This is a genomic window from Brachyspira sp., from assembly GCF_029258575.1.
Taxonomy (GTDB): domain Bacteria; phylum Spirochaetota; class Brachyspiria; order Brachyspirales; family Brachyspiraceae; genus Brachyspira.
In genome coordinates this window covers 19,301-36,975 of the sequence record NZ_JARHYI010000023.1, presented here as the reverse complement: position 1 = coordinate 36,975, position 17,675 = coordinate 19,301, and the positions used below count along the sequence as shown (strand labels likewise).

Genomic DNA, 17,675 nt, shown 5'->3' with positions numbered 1-17,675 from the left:
GATACAAATACTATCTCTACTAATCAGATAGGGGATACAAATACTATCTCTACTAATCAAGCAGAAGGTAATGTAATTATAGAGAATGAAGAAAATTTAGAAGCTCAAAATCAAGAAGCTGAACAGTCTGTTATAGATGAGCAAACAGATAATGATGAGAATGCTGATATAGTAGCAGACGAGAATACCGATGAAGCAGTTGCAGATGAAAATACTGATGAGAATGCTAATGCGACAGAAGGTACTGCAGATGAAAATGCTAATACAGTAGAAGATACAGCAAATTGATAATGGCTAAATAAAATTATAAAAAATAATACGAAGATTACTAAAATTAATATAATTAAAGAGGTGTGGATTTTGTCTAAAAAATTAAAAATTATTATTATTTCGTTATTGGGTATTATTGTATTTGCAGCTGCTCTTATAGCACAAAAGCCTAAGGCTTCAAAAGAACATTTATTTATAGAAACTGATTTTGGTACTATAGAAATAGCTTTCTTTCCTGATAAAGCCCCAAAGCATGTTGAGGCTATAAAAAAGCTTGCTAATGAAGGTTTTTATAATGGTACTCTTTTTCATAGAGTAATACCCGGTTTTATGATACAGGGAGGAGATCCTTTAAGTAAACAGCCTAATAGGGCTTTACATGGAACAGGAGGTCCTAATTTCGTTATACCTGCCGAGTTTAATGATGTTTCTCATAAGAGAGGAATATGTTCTATGGCTAGAGGACAAAGTGTAAATAGTGCTGGATCACAGTTTTTCATTTGTGTAGCTGATAGTCCTTTTTTGGATAGACAGTATACAGTATGGGGTGAAGTTGTAAGCGGTATGGAAGTTGCTGATAAAATTGTTGCTTTAAAAAGAGATGCTAATGATAATCCTATACAGTCTGCTAAAATGAATAGAGTTTATGTAAAAGCAGTTAATTAATTTTATTTATAAGGAAATAAAAATGAAAGAACATTTATTTATTGAAACAGAATATGGTACTATAGAAATAGAATTCTATACTGATAAAGCTCCAAAGCATGTTGAAGCTATTAAAAAACTTGCTAATGAAGGTTTTTATGATGGAATAAGATTTCATAGAGTAATACCTAGATTTATGATACAAGGTGGAGATCCTGTAAGTAAAGATGCTACTAAAAGACATTTACATGGTACTGGAGGTCCAGGATTTAATATACCTGCTGAGTTTAATGATATTGCTCATAAAAGAGGTATATGTTCTATGGCTAGAAGCGAGCATCCAGATAGTGCTGGATCTCAGTTTTTCATTTGTGTAGCTGATGCTCCTCATTTGGACGGACAGTATACAGTGTGGGGTAATGTTGTTAATGGTATGGATGTTGCTGATAAGATAGTATCATTAAAAAGAGATCATAATGATAACCCTATGGAAAACTCTACTATGAATAAAGTATATATCAAAGAAGTAGAATAATAATTATAATTAAAAATAAAGACGAGACTTAAATATAAGTTTCGTCTTTTTTATATATTATATTTTTATTGATTTATTATGAATAAAGTAAACAGCAAATGCAATAATTAAATAAATAGCAGAAGTAATTAATGCAGTTATTAAATTATCCCAAGTAGAGCCTACAGCTAATACAGTATTAAGTATTGGCACTACCAAAAGTCCTGTAACTGACATTAAAGAAAATCCAAGAGAAAATTCTGTAAGGGCTGGACTTTTATATTCAGGATCGCATATTTTTAGAAGAGTCATGCCCGTTATAAGTACTCCAGTTAAAGTTCCCCATGAAATTATAGCTCTTTCAAAGGCATAATCATTTTTAAATAGCATATTATGAAATATAAATACTATAAAATAAGTAACTATAAATCCTGCAACACACATAACTATTATTGGTGCTATATAATGAATTATTGCTTTTATTGGAAGACTTGTTATTGCAGATACTATAGCAAAGTCGCTCAATGTACCTATAATTTTTGCTTTTACTTTAGAATCTATCATCCAAGCTAATTTTAATTTTTTTATGATAATATTCAAAGCAAACATTATAATCATAGAATAAGTCCATACAGGAAGAACATCTAAACCAGCTATACCTATTTTTTTAATGAAATTTAAAATTATGAAAGCCAATCCGCATACTGCAAATATGATAGCCAAATGAAAAGTAATAGTTTCTATAGAACTGCTTAAAAAAGTTTCTCTTCCTAAACTTGCCTGCTTATTTATATCGTTATTATAACCAACTTCCATATTATTATCTATTTTATTTATATTTTTATTATTTTCACTTTCATTAATAATTTTTTTAATAACATTAGTTTTATTTGTTCTAACTGCAATATTTATAAATATGATTCCGAATATCATTCCTCCCATAAGTCCTATAGTGGCAGTAGTTAAAGCTACACCTTGAGCTATTTCCCACTGTGCTATTCCGAAACCTTCAAGCATTTTTCCAGTAGCAGCGGCAAGTCCATGCCCTCCTGCAAATCCAGCTGAAAGTTCATATCCGAATGTTCTATACATATTTATTTCTGGATTTATTTTTGTAAATAATATATTAGTTGCATAACCTATGGCAGATTGCAGCATACTTGCACATTGAAATATACCAAATCCTATCAAAACTTTTGTAGGGTATAGAGATTTTATACTTTTAGTTTCATTCAAAAACATGCCTAATGGAATGGCAGCAAATATTGGTATAGATAAAATTCCAGGTAGAAGTGAATATGTTTTTATATAATCTGCTGATATAGAGTAGTTTGAAATCTTTCCTATAACTTCAGGAGATATTAAAAGTCCTATGAAGCCTCCTATTACGGATGCTGGAAGATATAATTTTTGAAATAATTTAACTTTTGCTCTTAATAAAACGCCTATAAGAAGAAGTATGGATAGTAATGATAATGATTGAAGAAGTTCTGTTAATAATTGTGATGTCATTATTTTTTTCTCTCTCCATTTAATTTTTTATTTATTTTATTACTTTTATATTTTGTAATTTCTCTTTCTTCTATTTTTATTATATCTCCATAAAATTTTGGGGGCTTATTTAATATGATATCCATAAACATTAAAACTCTTGCTCCAAATTCTCTAGGAAATTGTCTGATTCTGTACAATTTCCTAACATTATTAGCATTATATCCTATAGCATTAATATTTTTTTGTCTTGCTATCAATATGGCTCTTTCATTATGAAAAGGCTGTGATACTATGGTAAAATTGCTAAGTTCAAAAACCTTATTTGCTCTGATAATAGAATCTCTTGTTCTAAATCCAGCAAAGTCCAAAAATATATGATTTTTATTAACACCTAATTTTATTAAATCCAAACGCATTTGCCTAGGTTCATTATATGATTTATATCTATTATCTCCGCTTACTAATATATATTTTACTTTTCCTTTTTGATATAATTCATAAGCAGCATCCATTCTGAATTTAAAATACATATTGATTCTTCCATCATGCAAATATTTACTAGTTCCCAAAACCAATGCTACATCATTATAGGGTATATTTTCTGCTGAAGAATATATATATTTTTTTGAATATAGAGATACTGATGAATATATTATAATGCATATTAAAATAGATATTATAATTATTTCTGGTATAAATTGAAAACATGATAAAAAAATAAAAATTAAATAATTAGAAAATTTATATAAATTATTTTTATATATTTTTTTATTTAATATTTCTTTTTTATTTTTTATGTATGATATTTTTTTTTTGTATCTGTTTTTTAATATATTCATAAACACTGCAACCGTATGATTTTGATAGTATACTAAAATAATTTATATTGTCAATAATAATTTATATACTCAATTATATCATAAGATAAAAGTTGAGAAAAAAATTATATTTAAGTATTGTAATATTATTCAAAAATATTATAATATATTTAATTTACATAAGGGAGAATAAAGATGAATATGCCATCTTTTTATGGTATGTATTCTGTTTTTGATAATACAAAACAAGATACATCAGCTAACAATGTTTTTAAATCAACTAATTCAAAGAAAAACACTATTATCTTAAATATTCTCTTCTCTATTTTTATTAATATCCTGTTATAATTATCTAAAATATAAATAAAACACATAATTACTAAAATAATATACTTTTTTAAAATTAGGTTTCTATAAATAGAAATATAATAATGTAAATTATAAGGTTATAAAATAAATTAAGGAGTTATTAATGAAATTAAACGGATCTGATATAATAATAGAAGTTTTAATAGAAGAAGGCGTAGATAAAATTTTTGGTTATCCGGGCGGTGCTGCTTTATTCATATATGATGCTATTTATAAATATAGAGATAAAATTGAACATATAATGCCAGCTGATGAAGTTGGAGCCTGTCATGCTGCTGACGGATATGCAAGAGTAAGCGGAAAAACAGGAGTGGTTATTGCTACAAGCGGACCTGGAGCAACTAATTTAGTTACTCCTTTAGCAACTGCATATATGGATAGTGTGCCTTTAGTTGCCATAACAGCAAATGTTCCAGAAAGTTTGATAGGAAAAGATTCTTTTCAGGAAGTTTTTATTGCTGGAATTACAATACCTGTTACTAAACATAATTTTGTTGTTAGAAGTGTAGATGATTTAGCTGATACTATAAGAAAGGCTTTTATTATAGCTAATACAGGAAGAAAGGGACCCGTTTTAATAGATATACCTAAAAATTTTACTTTTGAAGAAACTGAATTTATTGCAAAATCTAAATTTGTACCTATATCTTCATCAATAAGTAAGGAAGATGAAAAAACTATAGAAGAAGTTGCTGAATTAATAAATAACTCTAAAAGACCAATAATATATTTTGGAGGCGGGGCTAAAGATTCCAGTGATAAATTAAGAGAGTTTATGATTAATTCTAATATACCTTCAGTTCATACATTAATGGCAGCTGGAGTATTGGGATATAATGAAAAATTAAATTTAGGGCTTTTAGGTATGCATGGTTCTGCTACTGCAAATAAGGTTATAAATGAGGCAGATTTGATATTAGCTATTGGTACTAGATTCAGTGATAGAGTTGCTTTAAATACTTCTAAATTCGGAGGCGTTGCTAAAAAGGTGCATATAGATATTGATAAAAGCGAAATAAATAAAAATGTTTATGTTGATTATAGTATAATAGGTGATTTGAGAATTGTTTTGGATAAATTTAAAAAGCTTGTAAAAAAAGTTAATGATGATGAGTGGGTTGAATATTTATCATTATTAAAAGCTAAAGAGATGACAGATGATTCTAATAGAAATTCCAATAAAGATGGAATTTATCCTAGTAAAGTTATGGATATAATAGGAAATAAAACTAAAGATGAAGCTATATATGTTACAGATGTAGGTCAGCATCAAATGTGGGCAGTTCAATATATAAGACATACAAAACCTAGAAGTTTCATAACAAGCGGTGGTTTAGGTACTATGGGGTATGGATATGGTGCTGCATTAGGAGCTCAAGTTGCAAAGCCTGATAGAAGGGTAATACATATAACGGGAGATGGATCCTTCTATATGAATTTAAATGAAGTTGCAACTGCAGTTGAATATAATTTGCCTATAATATCAATAATACTTAATAACAGCACATTGGGTATGGTAAGACAATGGCAAACTATATTTTATGGTTCAAGATATTCAAGTACTGATATTAATAAAAGAATGGATTATGTAAAAGTAGCTGAAGGTTTTGGTGCTAGAGGTTTTAGATGCGAAACTATAAATGAATTTGAAAAAGCATTTGAAGAGGCTTTGGAATGTAAATGTCCTGTATGGATAGAATGTGTTATAGATAAAGATTTGAAAGTTCTTCCTATGATTCCTTCGGGCGGAACTGTAGATGATATAATAGTAGATTAATAATTACAGGAGTAAAAGATGGAAGTTAAAGAAAGAAGAGTTTTAGTTTTATTTGTAGATAATAGTTCAGGAGTATTAAATAGAATAACTTTATTATTCAGTCAGAAAGGTTTTAATATAGAAACGATTACTTGTTCTGTAACCTGTGTACCTACTATATCCAGAATTACCATAGTAACAGAATGCGATGATTCTCATATATCACATATTATGAAACAGGCTTCAAAACTTATAGAAGTACATTCGGTGCATTTGATAGATCATTCAAATAGTATAATAAGAGATTTATCATTGGTGAAAATAGAGATTGATGATAGCAATAGAAGAAAGGCATGCGATATAACAAATGCACATAATGGAATTATACTTGATATAGGAAAGAAAAGTATGATAGTTGAAATTACTGCATCAGTTACAGTTATAGACGGATATTTAGATGCATTAAAAGAGTTTAATATATTGGAGCTTTCAAGAACAGGAGTTACATCTATACAACTTGGAGATGATGTACCAAATATGAATATAACTAATAAATTTGTATTTTAATAAAAATAAAATGATAAAAAAGGAGAAATTAAAATGATAAAAAAATATTATGATGTTGATTGTAATTTAGGATTGCTAGATAATAAAACTATAGCAATAATAGGGTATGGAAGTCAGGGACATGCTCATGCTCAAAATTTAAAAGATAGTGGAGTTAATGTTGTTGTAGGACTTAGAAAGGATAGTACTAATTTTAAGAAAGCTCAGGAAGCTGGTTTGAAAGTTATGGAAGTTGAAGAAGCTACTAAGACTGCTGATATAGTGATGATGCTTGTACCTGATGAGGTATCTGCTGATATATATAATAATCAGGTAGCACCTTACATGAAAGAAGGTAATGTATTAATGTATGCACATGGATTCAATATACATTTCAAATTTGTAGTTCCTTCTGAAAATATAGATGTTATAATGGTTGCTCCAAAAGGACCTGGACATACGGTAAGAAGTCAGTATTTAGAGGGAAAAGGAGTACCTAGCTTAATTGCTGTTTATCAGGATAAGAGCGGAAGAGCTAAAGATTATGCATTGGCTTATGCTTCAGGTATAGGTGCAGGACGTGCTGGAATACTTGAAACTACTTTCAGAGAGGAAACAGAAACTGATTTATTCGGAGAGCAGGCTGTATTATGTGGCGGTGTTACAGAATTAATGAAAGCTGGTTTTGATACTTTAGTAGAAGCTGGATATGAACCTGAAATGGCTTATTTTGAATGTATTCATGAAATGAAATTGATTGTTGATTTAATATATTCAGGCGGTTTTGCTATGATGAGATATTCTATATCAAATACTGCTGAATATGGTGATTATAGAACAGGAAGAAGAATGATCACTGAAGAAACTAGAAAAGAGATGAAAAGAGTATTAAGAGAGATACAAGACGGAACTTTTGCTAGTGAATTTATTCAGGAATTTGGAGCAGGACACAAGGCTAAATTTAATGCTACTAAGAGATTAGAAAGCGAGCATAAATTAGAGAAGGTCGGTGCTGAATTAAGAAAGATGATGAGTTGGATTCAAAAGTAATATTAGAATTTAGTATAATCCAAATCATCTTTAGTTATATGATGTTTTTATAATAAGGGTTTTAACAATGAGAAAGATTAAGATTTTTGATACTACTTTAAGATACTGAGAACAATCTCTGGGCTGTACTATGAATTTAGCCGAAAAATTAGAAATGGAGTATGAATTAGATAAATTGGGAGTTGATATTATAGAGAGATGTTTTACTATATGTTATGAAGATGATTTCAATGCCATAAGAGATGTAGGCAAGATTATTCAAAATGCTAAATTGGCTAGTTTGGCTAGATATAATAAAAAAAGATATAGATAGAGTTTATGATGCACTTGTATAGGATAAACATACAAGTTTCATACATTGATAGCTAGAATCGATATACATTTAAAGTATAAATTAGAGATGACTAGAGGCAGGTATTAGAAAGTATAAAAGAATATGTTTCTTATGCTAAAACAAAATTTTAGTTTATAGAATTTTCTGCTGAAGATGCTTTGGGTGAAGTTATTGTGAAATTAGCTTCTGATGATAAAACTGTTATAGGAAAATAGAAGATATGGAGGGGGGCATGTACTTTTGCTAGGATATTTTATAGAAATTCAATTAATATAGGATTTGCTATATTGGAATATGAAGAGGCAAACAAGAAAATAAATTCCAATGATGAGGTTGAAGTTGATTTTGATAATGGTATAATATTAAATATCACTAAAAATGAAAGTTATAAAGCAGAGCCTTTTTCAGAGTTTATTAAAAACATTATAAATTCTAATTGACTTTTAAACTCTATAAAGAACTCTTTATAATTTATCATTTTTATAAAAATAGTTTAGGAATATTATTATGGAAAAAAATATTGTAGTTATAAAAGGGGATGGAGTAGGCCCTGAAGTAGTTGATAAAGCTATTGATGTATTAAATAAAATAGCTGAAAAATATTCTCATAAATTTAATTTGGAGTATGTAGATATGGGAGGAGTTTCCATTGATAAATACGGAATTCCTATTACAGATGAAAATTTAGAGAAATGCAAAAAGTCTGACTCCATACTTCTTGGTTCTGTTGGAGGTCCTAAATGGGATAATGTTGCTCCTGAAAACAGACCTGAAAGAGGTTTATTAAAATTGCGTAAGGAACTTAATCTTTATGCTAATATAAGACCTACAAGAATTTTAAAATCTTTGGAATATGCTTCTCCTCTTAAAGAAAGTATATGTAAGGATATGATAGACTTTATTATGGTTAAAGAACTTACAGGAGGAGTTTATTTTGGAGAGCATAAATTTGAAACTGTTAATGGCGTAAAGCAGGCAACAGATCTTATGCTTTATACTGAAACAGAAATAAGAAGAATAGGTAAAGTAGCATTTGAGATAGCAAGAAAAATTAAAAAGCCTTTAACTTCTGTTGATAAAGCCAATGTTCTTCATACTTCAAAATTATGGCGTGAAGTTATGAATGATTTAGCTAAAGAATACAGCGATGTTAAATATAATGATATGTATGTTGATAATGCTTCTATGCAGATAGCGGCTAATCCTTCTCAGTTTGGTGTTATAGTTACAGAAAATATGTTTGGGGATATACTTTCTGATGAAGCTAGTGTTATAAGCGGGTCTATAGGTATGGCACCTTCTGCATGTCTTTCAGATGGAACTTTCGGAATGTATGAACCTATTCATGGTTCAGCTCCTGATATTGCGGGGCAAGATTTAGCAAATCCTATAGGTACTATACTTTCTCTTGCTATGATGTTTAGATATTCTTTCAATATGCTTGATGAGGCGGAAGATGTAGAAAAAGCTGTTTATAAGGCTATAGATGACAGTTATAGAACTCATGATATAATGCCGAAACATAATATTATGACTTATCTGTATAAAGAAGTGAAATGTTCGGAAATGGGAGATATAATAGTATCAAATATATAATGATATAATAGTTAAAAGGTTTTTTATGCATTAAAAAAACTTTTCTATCATAATATTAGTTAATTTACTTGACAATTCATTTATAATGTACATAATAAATATTATACATACACAAAATAAGAGGTTTGTAGAAGTGGAATACAGCGATAAAGACATCATTTTAGAATTACAAGAAGATAATAAACTTCTCTCTTCTAAGATAGATGTTTATAAAGAAGAAATGAGTGAATTAAAACAAAAATTAGAATATGCTAAAAAATTTTTTACTTTGTATGAAAATATTATGGAACAGTCTAGAAACGAAACTAAAGAATTAACTATAAAAGTAAAAGAATTAGAAGAAGAAATCAGAAGATTAAAGAATGAATAATATTTTTTATCCTTCCAAAAATAATAAACAAAATATACATATATCCATTCTTGCAAAGGCTAATAATATTAATGCCAAAGATATAACTCTGGAATATAGAAAAAATACTGAAGATGAGTTTTTTAAATATATTAATTTTGATATAAATAAATCTATATTTATGCATCAGGTTCATAAGGATAATATTGTAAAAATAGATGAAAATAATATTAATCTATTTGGAGGAAGAGAAAGGGTCGTTGAAGGAGCCGATTCTTTAATAACTAATATTAAAAATATTCCTTTAGTGGTACAAACAGCTGATTGCGTACCTATAATACTTTACTGCGATGAAAGTAAATCTATTGCTGCAATTCATTCTGGTTGGAGAGGAACTGTTGAGAATATTACATCAAAAACTATAGAGTTAATGAAAAATGAGTATAATGCCAATCCTTTAAAAATGTATGCTTATATAGGACCTTATATAGCTTTGAAAGATTATGAGGTAGGAGATGAGGTGGCAATACATTTTAAAAACAAAACTATGATAAATAATAAATGGCATATTGATAATGGTTTAGAAGTAAAAAGTCAGATTATTGAATGCGGTATATTAGAAAGTAATGTTGAACTTTCAAATTTAAATACATATGATGAAGTTTTTTATTCTTATAGAAGAGATGGCGTTCAATTGGGAAGAATGCTTACAATTGGAGTCATTCTCTAAATTTTTTATCAAATATAATCTTATAGCATATATAAATTTTATAATCATGCAATTAAGAAAAAGTATACATTTTATTTGAGCTAAACTTTACTACTATGATTTTTTATTAAATAAAAATAAATCAATATTTATAATTGGCTAATTAGTATTTTGACAATTATAATTTTAGTATTATAATAATGAATTATTTTTTAATAAAAGGTTTATTATTTATGTATGAGATGAAAGCAATTGTAGGAACTAGTCAAATTGATAAAAACGGATTTTTAAAACCTTCATCTATATTTGATTTGATGCAGGACTGCTCATTTTTTCAATTGGATAGTGAAATAGAACTTACTAAATATTTTAATGAAAATAATGTAAGTATGTTTTTAGTATCTAGGCAGGTTGATATATATAAACTACCTAAATACAGCGATAAAATTATAGTTCGTACTTATGTGTATGAATGTAATGAGGCTTATGGTTATAGGAATACTGTTATATATGATGAGAATTATAATGAACTTGTTATTTGCTATGCTATAGGTGGATTCGTAGATTTATCTAATGGTAATTTAATTAGAGTACCTTCTGAATTTATAAAGAATATAACATTTGATGAAAAACAGGAAATGAATTATCTTCCTAGAAAAATAAAGATTGATAATGATTTACTAAAAGAGATAAATAGATTTAAAGTTAAGAAATATTTTATAGATGATAATAATCATGTAAATAATGCAAGATATATTGATATGGCTATAGATTATGTTGATAATGATGATTATAAGAGAGTAAGAATAGAGTATAGAATACCTGCTGAATTAGGAGATACTATTATTGTAAAGAGGGCTATTATTGATGATAAAGTTTTATTGAAGTTTGATAGTGATGACGATAAAACTTATGCTATATTAGAGTTTTCTTATAGTTTGTAAATTTAGATTTTGACAAAAATATTTTATGGTGTATAATTATCATATAAGAATATTGTTTATTCGATTTTTTAAAGGGAAGAACTATGAATGAAATTTTTGCACTTTTAGAAAGCGAAGAGGTTGAAAAAAGATTAGAGGCTCTTGATGAGCTTGCTAAAAATGTAGAAAATTCCGATAAAACTAGTGTAATTAAAGCTTTGAAGCCGCATATATTAGATTGGGATGAAAATGTTCGTCTTAAAGTGGCTCAGGTATTAAAATTGTATATGGGACAATAATTATGGGAAGAATAATATCTTTTTCTAGTGGAAAGGGCGGTGCAGGTAAAACTTTATGCTCAGTTAATTTTTCTGCAGAATTAGCTTCTAGGGGATATAAGGTTTTAATATTTGACATAGATATTAACTGTTCTAATGTATTTATATTACTGCATGTTAAACCGCAATCAAAATTACAGGAATATTTTGAAGGTACATTAACATTAAAAGACTGTGTTATAAAAAGTGAATATGGTATTGATGTTATTAGTGCGGGTGTCAATATACAAAGATTTGTCCAATTTGAAAATGATTTTAATTTATCAAATTTAGCTAAAGATTTAAAAATTTTGGCAGATGATTATGATTATGTTATAATAGATTATGCTGCAGGTATTACTCAGCCTATGATGCGTTTTTATGAAATGTCTAATGATATTATACTTGTGGCAAATCCAGAAATTACAGCTTTAACAGATCTTTATAGACTTATGAAAATGATTTATGTCAATAATATGACAGATAAAATGTATTTGATGGTTAATAAAGTTAAGAATATAGATTGGGCTATTAATTTATATAGAGAGATTAAAAAAGTAACATCTAAATTTTCTCTTGACATTAATTTGGTTCTTCTAGGACCTGTTTTATTTGATGAAGAAAAAGTTATGGTATCTGTTCAAAAAAGAACTCCTATTATAATACTTTATCCTAAAACACCTATAAAAGGTGGTTTTTCATTGGCAGTTACAAGATATTTATATGATATAGGTGTAATGCAAGATGAAAATGCAAGAGAAAAAACTTTTTCAGATTTCTTTTGATTAATTTTTTATCATTATAAAAGTTTTAATATTTCTTCATAATTAGGGATAAAAATTATTTAAATTTGACAAATATATATAATATTGGTAAACTATTATAGTAATTAATAGGAGGTATATGCTATGAGTAATAATATTGTTATCACTATAAGCAGAGAATTCGGGAGCGGCGGAAGATATATAGGTGAAATGGTTGCGAAGAATTTGAATATACCTTTTTATGATAAAGCTATAATAGAAATGTCATCAGATAAAACAGGTTTTTCAAAAGAATATATTAAAGAAAATGAGCAGAAATTAACAGGTGCTTCACTTTTTAATTTTGCTATTACAGGTTCTTATGCGGGCAATATGGTTTTTGGAAATGGAGAATCTTTACAAGACACTATGTTTTTTGCTCAGAGTAATGTCATAAAAGAGGTAGCATCAAAGCATTCATGTGTTATAGTAGGAAGATGTGCTAATCATATTCTGGAGCATCATGAGAATTGTATTAATATTTTTATTTATTCTGATGTTAAAAATAAAATTGAAAGAGCTGTAAATGAATATAAATTGGATAGTTCTAATATAGAAAAGATACTTAAAGAGAGAGATAAATTAAGAGCCAAGCATTATAATTACTATACAGGAAAGAACTGGGGAGATGCTAGAAATTATCATGCTTGTTTGAATAGCGATTTTATAGGTATTGATAATACTATAAAGATTATAGAAGAAATATCTAAATCAAAATTATAATAGGTATTTTTGTTATGAAAATTATAGCTGACTTACATACTCATACTTTGGTAAGTGAGCATGCTTATAGCACTGTAGATGAAATGGTGAATTCTGCTAAAGAGAAGGGTTTTTTGGCTTTAGCTATTACAGATCATGGTCCTGCCTCCAGTGACGGTGCCAAATCAGTTCATTTTAGAGCTATGCATAGTTTACCAAAATATATTAATGATGTTAGACTTTTGAGAGGATGCGAAGCTAATATAATAGATTATAATGGAAAATTAGATTTAAGTGAAAAAGTATTAAATTATTTAGATTTTGTTATAGCCTCTTATCATGAAGATGTTATATCGCCTCATACAAAAGAAGAACATACTAAAGGTTATGCTGAAGTAATAAAAAATCCAAATATTGATTGTTTGGGTCATGTAGGTAATCCTAAATTTGAATTTGATATAGAATATATTGTGAAATTATGTAAGGAATATAATAAACTTATAGAAATTAATTCATCATCTTTTACTATCAGAAAAGGCAGTTTTCCAATATGCCGAGATGTTGCTTTATGCTGTAAAAAATATGAAACTAATATTGTTGTAACATCTGATGCCCATTCAAAGTACAAAGTAGGGGATCATAAAGATGCTATTGAATTATTATCTTCTATAGATTTTCCAGAACATCTTATACTTAATACTGATTATGATAAATTAATGAATTATATAAAGAATAATGCTATAAAATTATAATTAGTTTATTTCTTATTTTTGATTTTATTATACATTTGTTTTTATAATTTAAATATATTCATATTTTTATAGGTGATTTATGTTAGATGTAATTATATAAAATAAGGTTATCCAGCAACAACTGAAGGATTCAATTCCTTATCTGGTAAAAAACAAGGGATATAAAAGTATATAATAATGTTTCTATAGGTAGTATTTAAGTTGGAAGAATGCTGACATTATAGTGTGGAATTGTAACAATTTTAATTATTTGCTTTATAGTATGGTAATAGTTTATGCAATATGGTTTTTAAATTATACGAACTCGTTTATCAAAGTTAAAATATTTTTATGTTTTTACTATATTGAGTATTATTTTTACTTGACAATTTAGTTTTAATTTATTATATTATTATATTATACGTATGTATCTCCATACGTTTTTTAGATTTGTGGGAGTAGTTTATATTAAATATAATGGAAGAAGAATTATTTTCTAGAAAAGAGTCTGTTAAAGATATTTTTAATGTTATAGAAAATAAATTAAAGCAAGGTTTATTTATAGATTCTATTGAAGATTTTGACAGGATTATGTCTAAAGACTTTGAATGTGTGGATCTTTATGAAAATATATCTTGTGTGAAATTTTGGATAAATAGACTCGATAAGTTTAAAAGTGTGGAGAAAAATTGTATAGAATATTGCAAGCTTTTAGATTCTTCGTATAAAAAATTCAGCATTTTTGTACGAGGTAAATCATATAGTGAGGATTTACTATCTATTAAAGCTATACATTATTATGTCTATAATAAAATTATAGAATTGATAATGAAAAAAAATACTGATGATATTGAAGGCACGGAGGAATTACATTTACTTTCTAATGCTTTTATAGAGTTAAAGGATTATTCTAGGGCATTAAAATCTTATGAATATTTAAATATGGTAGAGCCTTATAATTCTAAAACACTTAGTTATATAGCTATGATATATGATAAATTAGGTGATGATAAGAAATCAAAAATGTATATAAGAGAGGCTTTATTTTATGATCCTTTAAGTATAGAATTTGAAAATATTAGTATAGAAGTAGTTAGAGAAATCAGAGATATAATTATTAAAAGGGGAGTTCACAATAATAGTCAGGAAGAGATAATTATGTGGATGAGTGCTTATGGTGAGCTTATGAATATATTGGATGTTAAAAGACCTTTAAGCGAACAGGAGGAATTTGAGCTTAGAAGGAATATATCCAGATTGGAGGCAGATTACAGGAAGATAAAATTAAGAGAAACAATAGCTCCTAAATTATTATCTTCGTATGCGTTTTTAACTACATATCTCATTATGAGACAAGATGATTCTGATGTTGAAGAGGTTAAAGTATGGGGCAGAAAGATTGCTATGATAGATAAGGACTTACTGCAATACTACATAAAAATATTAGACAAGGAGTGATAATATGTCAGAGGCTCTGCAAAAATTGGAAAATATATTTTCAGAAGAAACATTTACCAGAAAACCGCTGCTTAATTATACTACTAAATATTTTGTTGATTTATCTGGTATTATTAATGATATAAATGACAATAACGATATAAATACAGCAATAGATACAGCTAAAATGCAATTGGATAAGAATCCTAATCATATATCAGCTTTATATGCTAATGGATTTTTAAATTTGAAAAGTTCAAACTATTCTGATATGAGTTTGGAAAAATTGCTTGGAATTTTTAAAAATGCTAAAAAGTGGAGTATAGTAGAATTTGTATGTCAAAAGATTTTAGATGAATATTATGAAAGTGATTATGCTTTAAGATATTTGGCAAGCTATTATCAAAGTACAAATAGAGATTCAGAGGCATTAGAAATTTGGGAAAGACTTATTAGATTTGATGTATCTAATCCAGAACTTCCTGAAAAAATAGCTCATACAAAGGAATTGGCTGGAGATATAAATAGTGCTGTGCATTATTATAAAATAGCTTTTGAGAGAAATCTTTTAAGAGAGAGAAATAATGCAGAAAGCGATATTAAAAGAGTATTGGAATATGAACCTGATAATTATAATTATTTGCTTAAATATGAAAATGCTTTAAAGGCTCTTGTTGATTCTAATATAATGATAGATGTTTGGAAAATAATATTTTTCTATTATTTTGGAAATAACAGATATAATGATGCTTTAAAAACTATAAAAAATTTACTTAATTATGAACAGGATATAGTTGCTCAAAACAATAAAAAAGCTAAATTTTTCAGACATAGACTTGTTGATGTTTATGAGGCTTTATATCCTAATCATACGCTTTTTGAAGAAATAAAGGAAATATCTGCCATTACAAATGTTAATAAAAAACCTAAAGACTGTATAGATATCTTTGAGAAGTATATACCATATGATGTTGATAAATATGTTATTCATAGAAATTTTGGTGTAGGTAAAATTAAATCTATAGATATAAATAATGTTAATATCAAATTTGTATCGCAGGAAGATACTAGAAAAATGACTTTTGATATGGCTATACAATCTTTAACAACATTACCTAATGATGATATAAATGTTTATAAAGCTTATAGACTTAATGAGATAAAGAAAATAGCAGAGGAAAATCCTACAGAACTTTTAACTATTATTTTGAAATATAAGAAAACAATTACAACTAAAGATTTGAAACAAGAATTGACTTCAAAACCTGCTGTTGTAGTTGCTGAGTCTTCTTATACTAAATGGCTTGAAAGTGCTAAAAAATCTGTAAGGGCTTCTACTACTGTTAAATTTGGTAAAAATACTTTCCTCTATAATGAAGAAGCTGAAACTTATGATGCTGAAAGTTTATCTAAATTTAATAAAACTAATGATTTCTTTGAAAGATATCAAATATATATGGAATACCTTACTTATACTCCGAATTTAAATTCTGAAGAAGCTAAGGAGATGAATAATTATTTTATAAATGTATCGAAAGATGATAAATCCCCTAATGATGCTAGAATAGTAAGCACTATATATTTAAGAAGTCAGGTAAATGCAGACAGTAGCATACCTTTGCTTTCTGATATAGTAAAAGATATTGATGATTATACTCATGTTTATGAGATGCTTCCTTCTTCTAACTATAGAGAAAAATTTATAAAAGCTATTTGGGACGGCAGAAGAGACGATTATTATAATATAATACTTAAAATGCTTTACTCTTCTCAAGTAAAAAATAATTATCTTATAGTTAATAAATTATTTGAAGATGGCAAAGTTGACATGCTTGCTAAAACTATAGATGATATATTTCTTCATTATAGAGAATGTCCTGAATCATTTGTTTATTTTGCTCAGAAAATACTTGACGGAGAGTATTATGATGATACAGAAGGAGATATAAAAATAAATAGAAATTCACTTATGATTGGATTATTAAGTATAATACCGCATTTATCAAAAATGGTTGATAAAAAAGAAACATCTGCCCAGTCTAGAAAACTTTTGAAAGTTGTGTATGATTTAGTATTTGACAAGGCTTATTTACTTAAATTTATAGAAAATGAATCGGAAGATGATGTTAAGATTATATTCAATGAATTCCAAAAATTAGTGAATTTAGAACAGCATTATAAAACAGATATTATCTCCGCAGTTATAAAACGTTTCCCTAATTGGAAAATATAATATTGAAAATAGAGGGGGATTCAAAAATCTCCCTTTTTTATATAGTTTACAAAAAAAGAGAAACACTATAGCATTATTA

The 17,675-nt window shown here is 27.5% G+C and carries 18 protein-coding genes and 2 pseudogenes; 18 read left to right on the top strand and 2 right to left on the bottom strand.

Annotated features, from left to right (window positions below):
• From Q1J76_RS01785 to Q1J76_RS01775, 3 genes and pseudogenes are all read left to right on the top strand, one after another.
• A pseudogene (locus Q1J76_RS01785) lies at positions 1-288 on the top strand (LysM peptidoglycan-binding domain-containing protein); the annotation flags it as partial.
• A 72-nt stretch (positions 289-360) separates the two neighbouring features.
• Positions 361-936 carry a peptidylprolyl isomerase gene (locus Q1J76_RS01780; protein WP_300365885.1) on the top strand — a complete coding sequence of 192 codons (576 nt, stop codon included), beginning with the start codon at positions 361-363 and terminating at the stop codon, positions 934-936.
• A gap of 22 nt (positions 937-958) precedes the next feature.
• The gene (locus Q1J76_RS01775) at positions 959-1,450 is read left to right on the top strand and encodes a peptidylprolyl isomerase (protein WP_300365882.1); all 492 of its coding nucleotides are present in this window, start codon (positions 959-961) and stop codon (positions 1,448-1,450) included.
• Between the two features lie 57 nt (positions 1,451-1,507).
• On the opposite strand, the gene Q1J76_RS01770 is transcribed toward Q1J76_RS01775, so the two are convergent.
• Positions 1,508-2,941 carry a sodium/glutamate symporter gene (locus Q1J76_RS01770; protein ID WP_300365879.1) on the bottom strand — a complete coding sequence of 478 codons (1,434 nt, stop codon included), beginning with the start codon at positions 2,939-2,941 and terminating at the stop codon, positions 1,508-1,510.
• Positions 2,941-3,762 carry a SanA/YdcF family protein gene (locus Q1J76_RS01765; RefSeq protein ID WP_300365876.1) on the bottom strand — a complete coding sequence of 274 codons (822 nt, stop codon included), beginning with the start codon at positions 3,760-3,762 and terminating at the stop codon, positions 2,941-2,943. The genes Q1J76_RS01770 and Q1J76_RS01765 overlap by 1 nt, the downstream gene beginning before the upstream one ends.
• Before the next feature lie 451 nt (positions 3,763-4,213).
• On the opposite strand from Q1J76_RS01765, the gene ilvB reads away from it, so the two are divergent.
• The 15 genes and pseudogenes from ilvB to Q1J76_RS01690 all read left to right on the top strand — a co-directional run bounded on the left by ilvB (position 4,214) and on the right by Q1J76_RS01690 (position 17,596).
• A complete protein-coding gene (gene ilvB, locus Q1J76_RS01760) occupies positions 4,214-5,887 on the top strand; it encodes a biosynthetic-type acetolactate synthase large subunit (protein ID WP_300365873.1) in 1,674 nt (557 codons plus the stop codon).
• Positions 5,888-5,905: 18 nt separating this feature from the next.
• Positions 5,906-6,433 carry an acetolactate synthase small subunit gene (ilvN, locus tag Q1J76_RS01755; RefSeq protein ID WP_300365870.1) on the top strand — a complete coding sequence of 176 codons (528 nt, stop codon included), beginning with the start codon at positions 5,906-5,908 and terminating at the stop codon, positions 6,431-6,433.
• Between the two features lie 33 nt (positions 6,434-6,466).
• Positions 6,467-7,462 (top strand): ketol-acid reductoisomerase, encoded by a 996-nt coding sequence (gene ilvC / locus Q1J76_RS01750; RefSeq protein WP_300365867.1) that lies wholly within the window; start codon positions 6,467-6,469, stop codon positions 7,460-7,462.
• A gap of 130 nt (positions 7,463-7,592) precedes the next feature.
• Positions 7,593-7,775 carry a beta/alpha barrel domain-containing protein gene (locus tag Q1J76_RS01745; protein ID WP_300365864.1) on the top strand — a complete coding sequence of 61 codons (183 nt, stop codon included), beginning with the start codon at positions 7,593-7,595 and terminating at the stop codon, positions 7,773-7,775.
• A gap of 251 nt (positions 7,776-8,026) precedes the next feature.
• Positions 8,027-8,236 (top strand): annotated as a pseudogene (locus tag Q1J76_RS01740) (3-isopropylmalate dehydratase small subunit); the annotation flags it as partial.
• Positions 8,237-8,303: 67 nt separating this feature from the next.
• The gene (leuB, locus tag Q1J76_RS01735) at positions 8,304-9,392 is read left to right on the top strand and encodes a 3-isopropylmalate dehydrogenase (RefSeq protein ID WP_300365861.1); all 1,089 of its coding nucleotides are present in this window, start codon (positions 8,304-8,306) and stop codon (positions 9,390-9,392) included.
• Positions 9,393-9,525: 133 nt separating this feature from the next.
• A complete protein-coding gene (locus Q1J76_RS01730; protein ID WP_300365858.1) occupies positions 9,526-9,762 on the top strand; it encodes a hypothetical protein in 237 nt (78 codons plus the stop codon).
• Positions 9,755-10,471 carry a peptidoglycan editing factor PgeF gene (gene pgeF / locus Q1J76_RS01725; RefSeq protein ID WP_300365855.1) on the top strand — a complete coding sequence of 239 codons (717 nt, stop codon included), beginning with the start codon at positions 9,755-9,757 and terminating at the stop codon, positions 10,469-10,471. Before Q1J76_RS01730 ends, pgeF begins: the two co-directional genes overlap by 8 nt.
• 212 nt (positions 10,472-10,683) lie before the next feature.
• A complete protein-coding gene (locus Q1J76_RS01720; protein WP_300365852.1) occupies positions 10,684-11,394 on the top strand; it encodes an acyl-[acyl-carrier-protein] thioesterase in 711 nt (236 codons plus the stop codon).
• An 83-nt stretch (positions 11,395-11,477) separates the two neighbouring features.
• Positions 11,478-11,672, top strand: coding sequence for a hypothetical protein (locus Q1J76_RS01715; protein ID WP_300365849.1), 195 nt, complete (start codon positions 11,478-11,480; stop codon positions 11,670-11,672).
• A gap of 2 nt (positions 11,673-11,674) precedes the next feature.
• Positions 11,675-12,475, top strand: coding sequence for an AAA family ATPase (locus tag Q1J76_RS01710; protein ID WP_300365846.1), 801 nt, complete (start codon positions 11,675-11,677; stop codon positions 12,473-12,475).
• A 123-nt stretch (positions 12,476-12,598) separates the two neighbouring features.
• On the top strand, positions 12,599-13,216 hold the full coding sequence (locus Q1J76_RS01705; protein ID WP_300365843.1) for a cytidylate kinase-like family protein: 618 nt from the start codon (positions 12,599-12,601) through the stop codon (positions 13,214-13,216).
• Between the two features lie 14 nt (positions 13,217-13,230).
• Positions 13,231-13,947: a phosphatase gene (locus tag Q1J76_RS01700; RefSeq protein ID WP_300365841.1), complete on the top strand. Its 717-nt coding sequence runs from the start codon at positions 13,231-13,233 to the stop codon at positions 13,945-13,947.
• Positions 13,948-14,403: 456 nt separating this feature from the next.
• A complete protein-coding gene (locus tag Q1J76_RS01695) occupies positions 14,404-15,384 on the top strand; it encodes a tetratricopeptide repeat protein (protein WP_300365838.1) in 981 nt (326 codons plus the stop codon).
• 4 nt (positions 15,385-15,388) lie between these two features.
• Positions 15,389-17,596 (top strand): transcript cleavage factor, encoded by a 2,208-nt coding sequence (locus Q1J76_RS01690; protein ID WP_300365836.1) that lies wholly within the window; start codon positions 15,389-15,391, stop codon positions 17,594-17,596.
• The last annotated feature ends 79 nt before the right edge of the window (positions 17,597-17,675 follow it).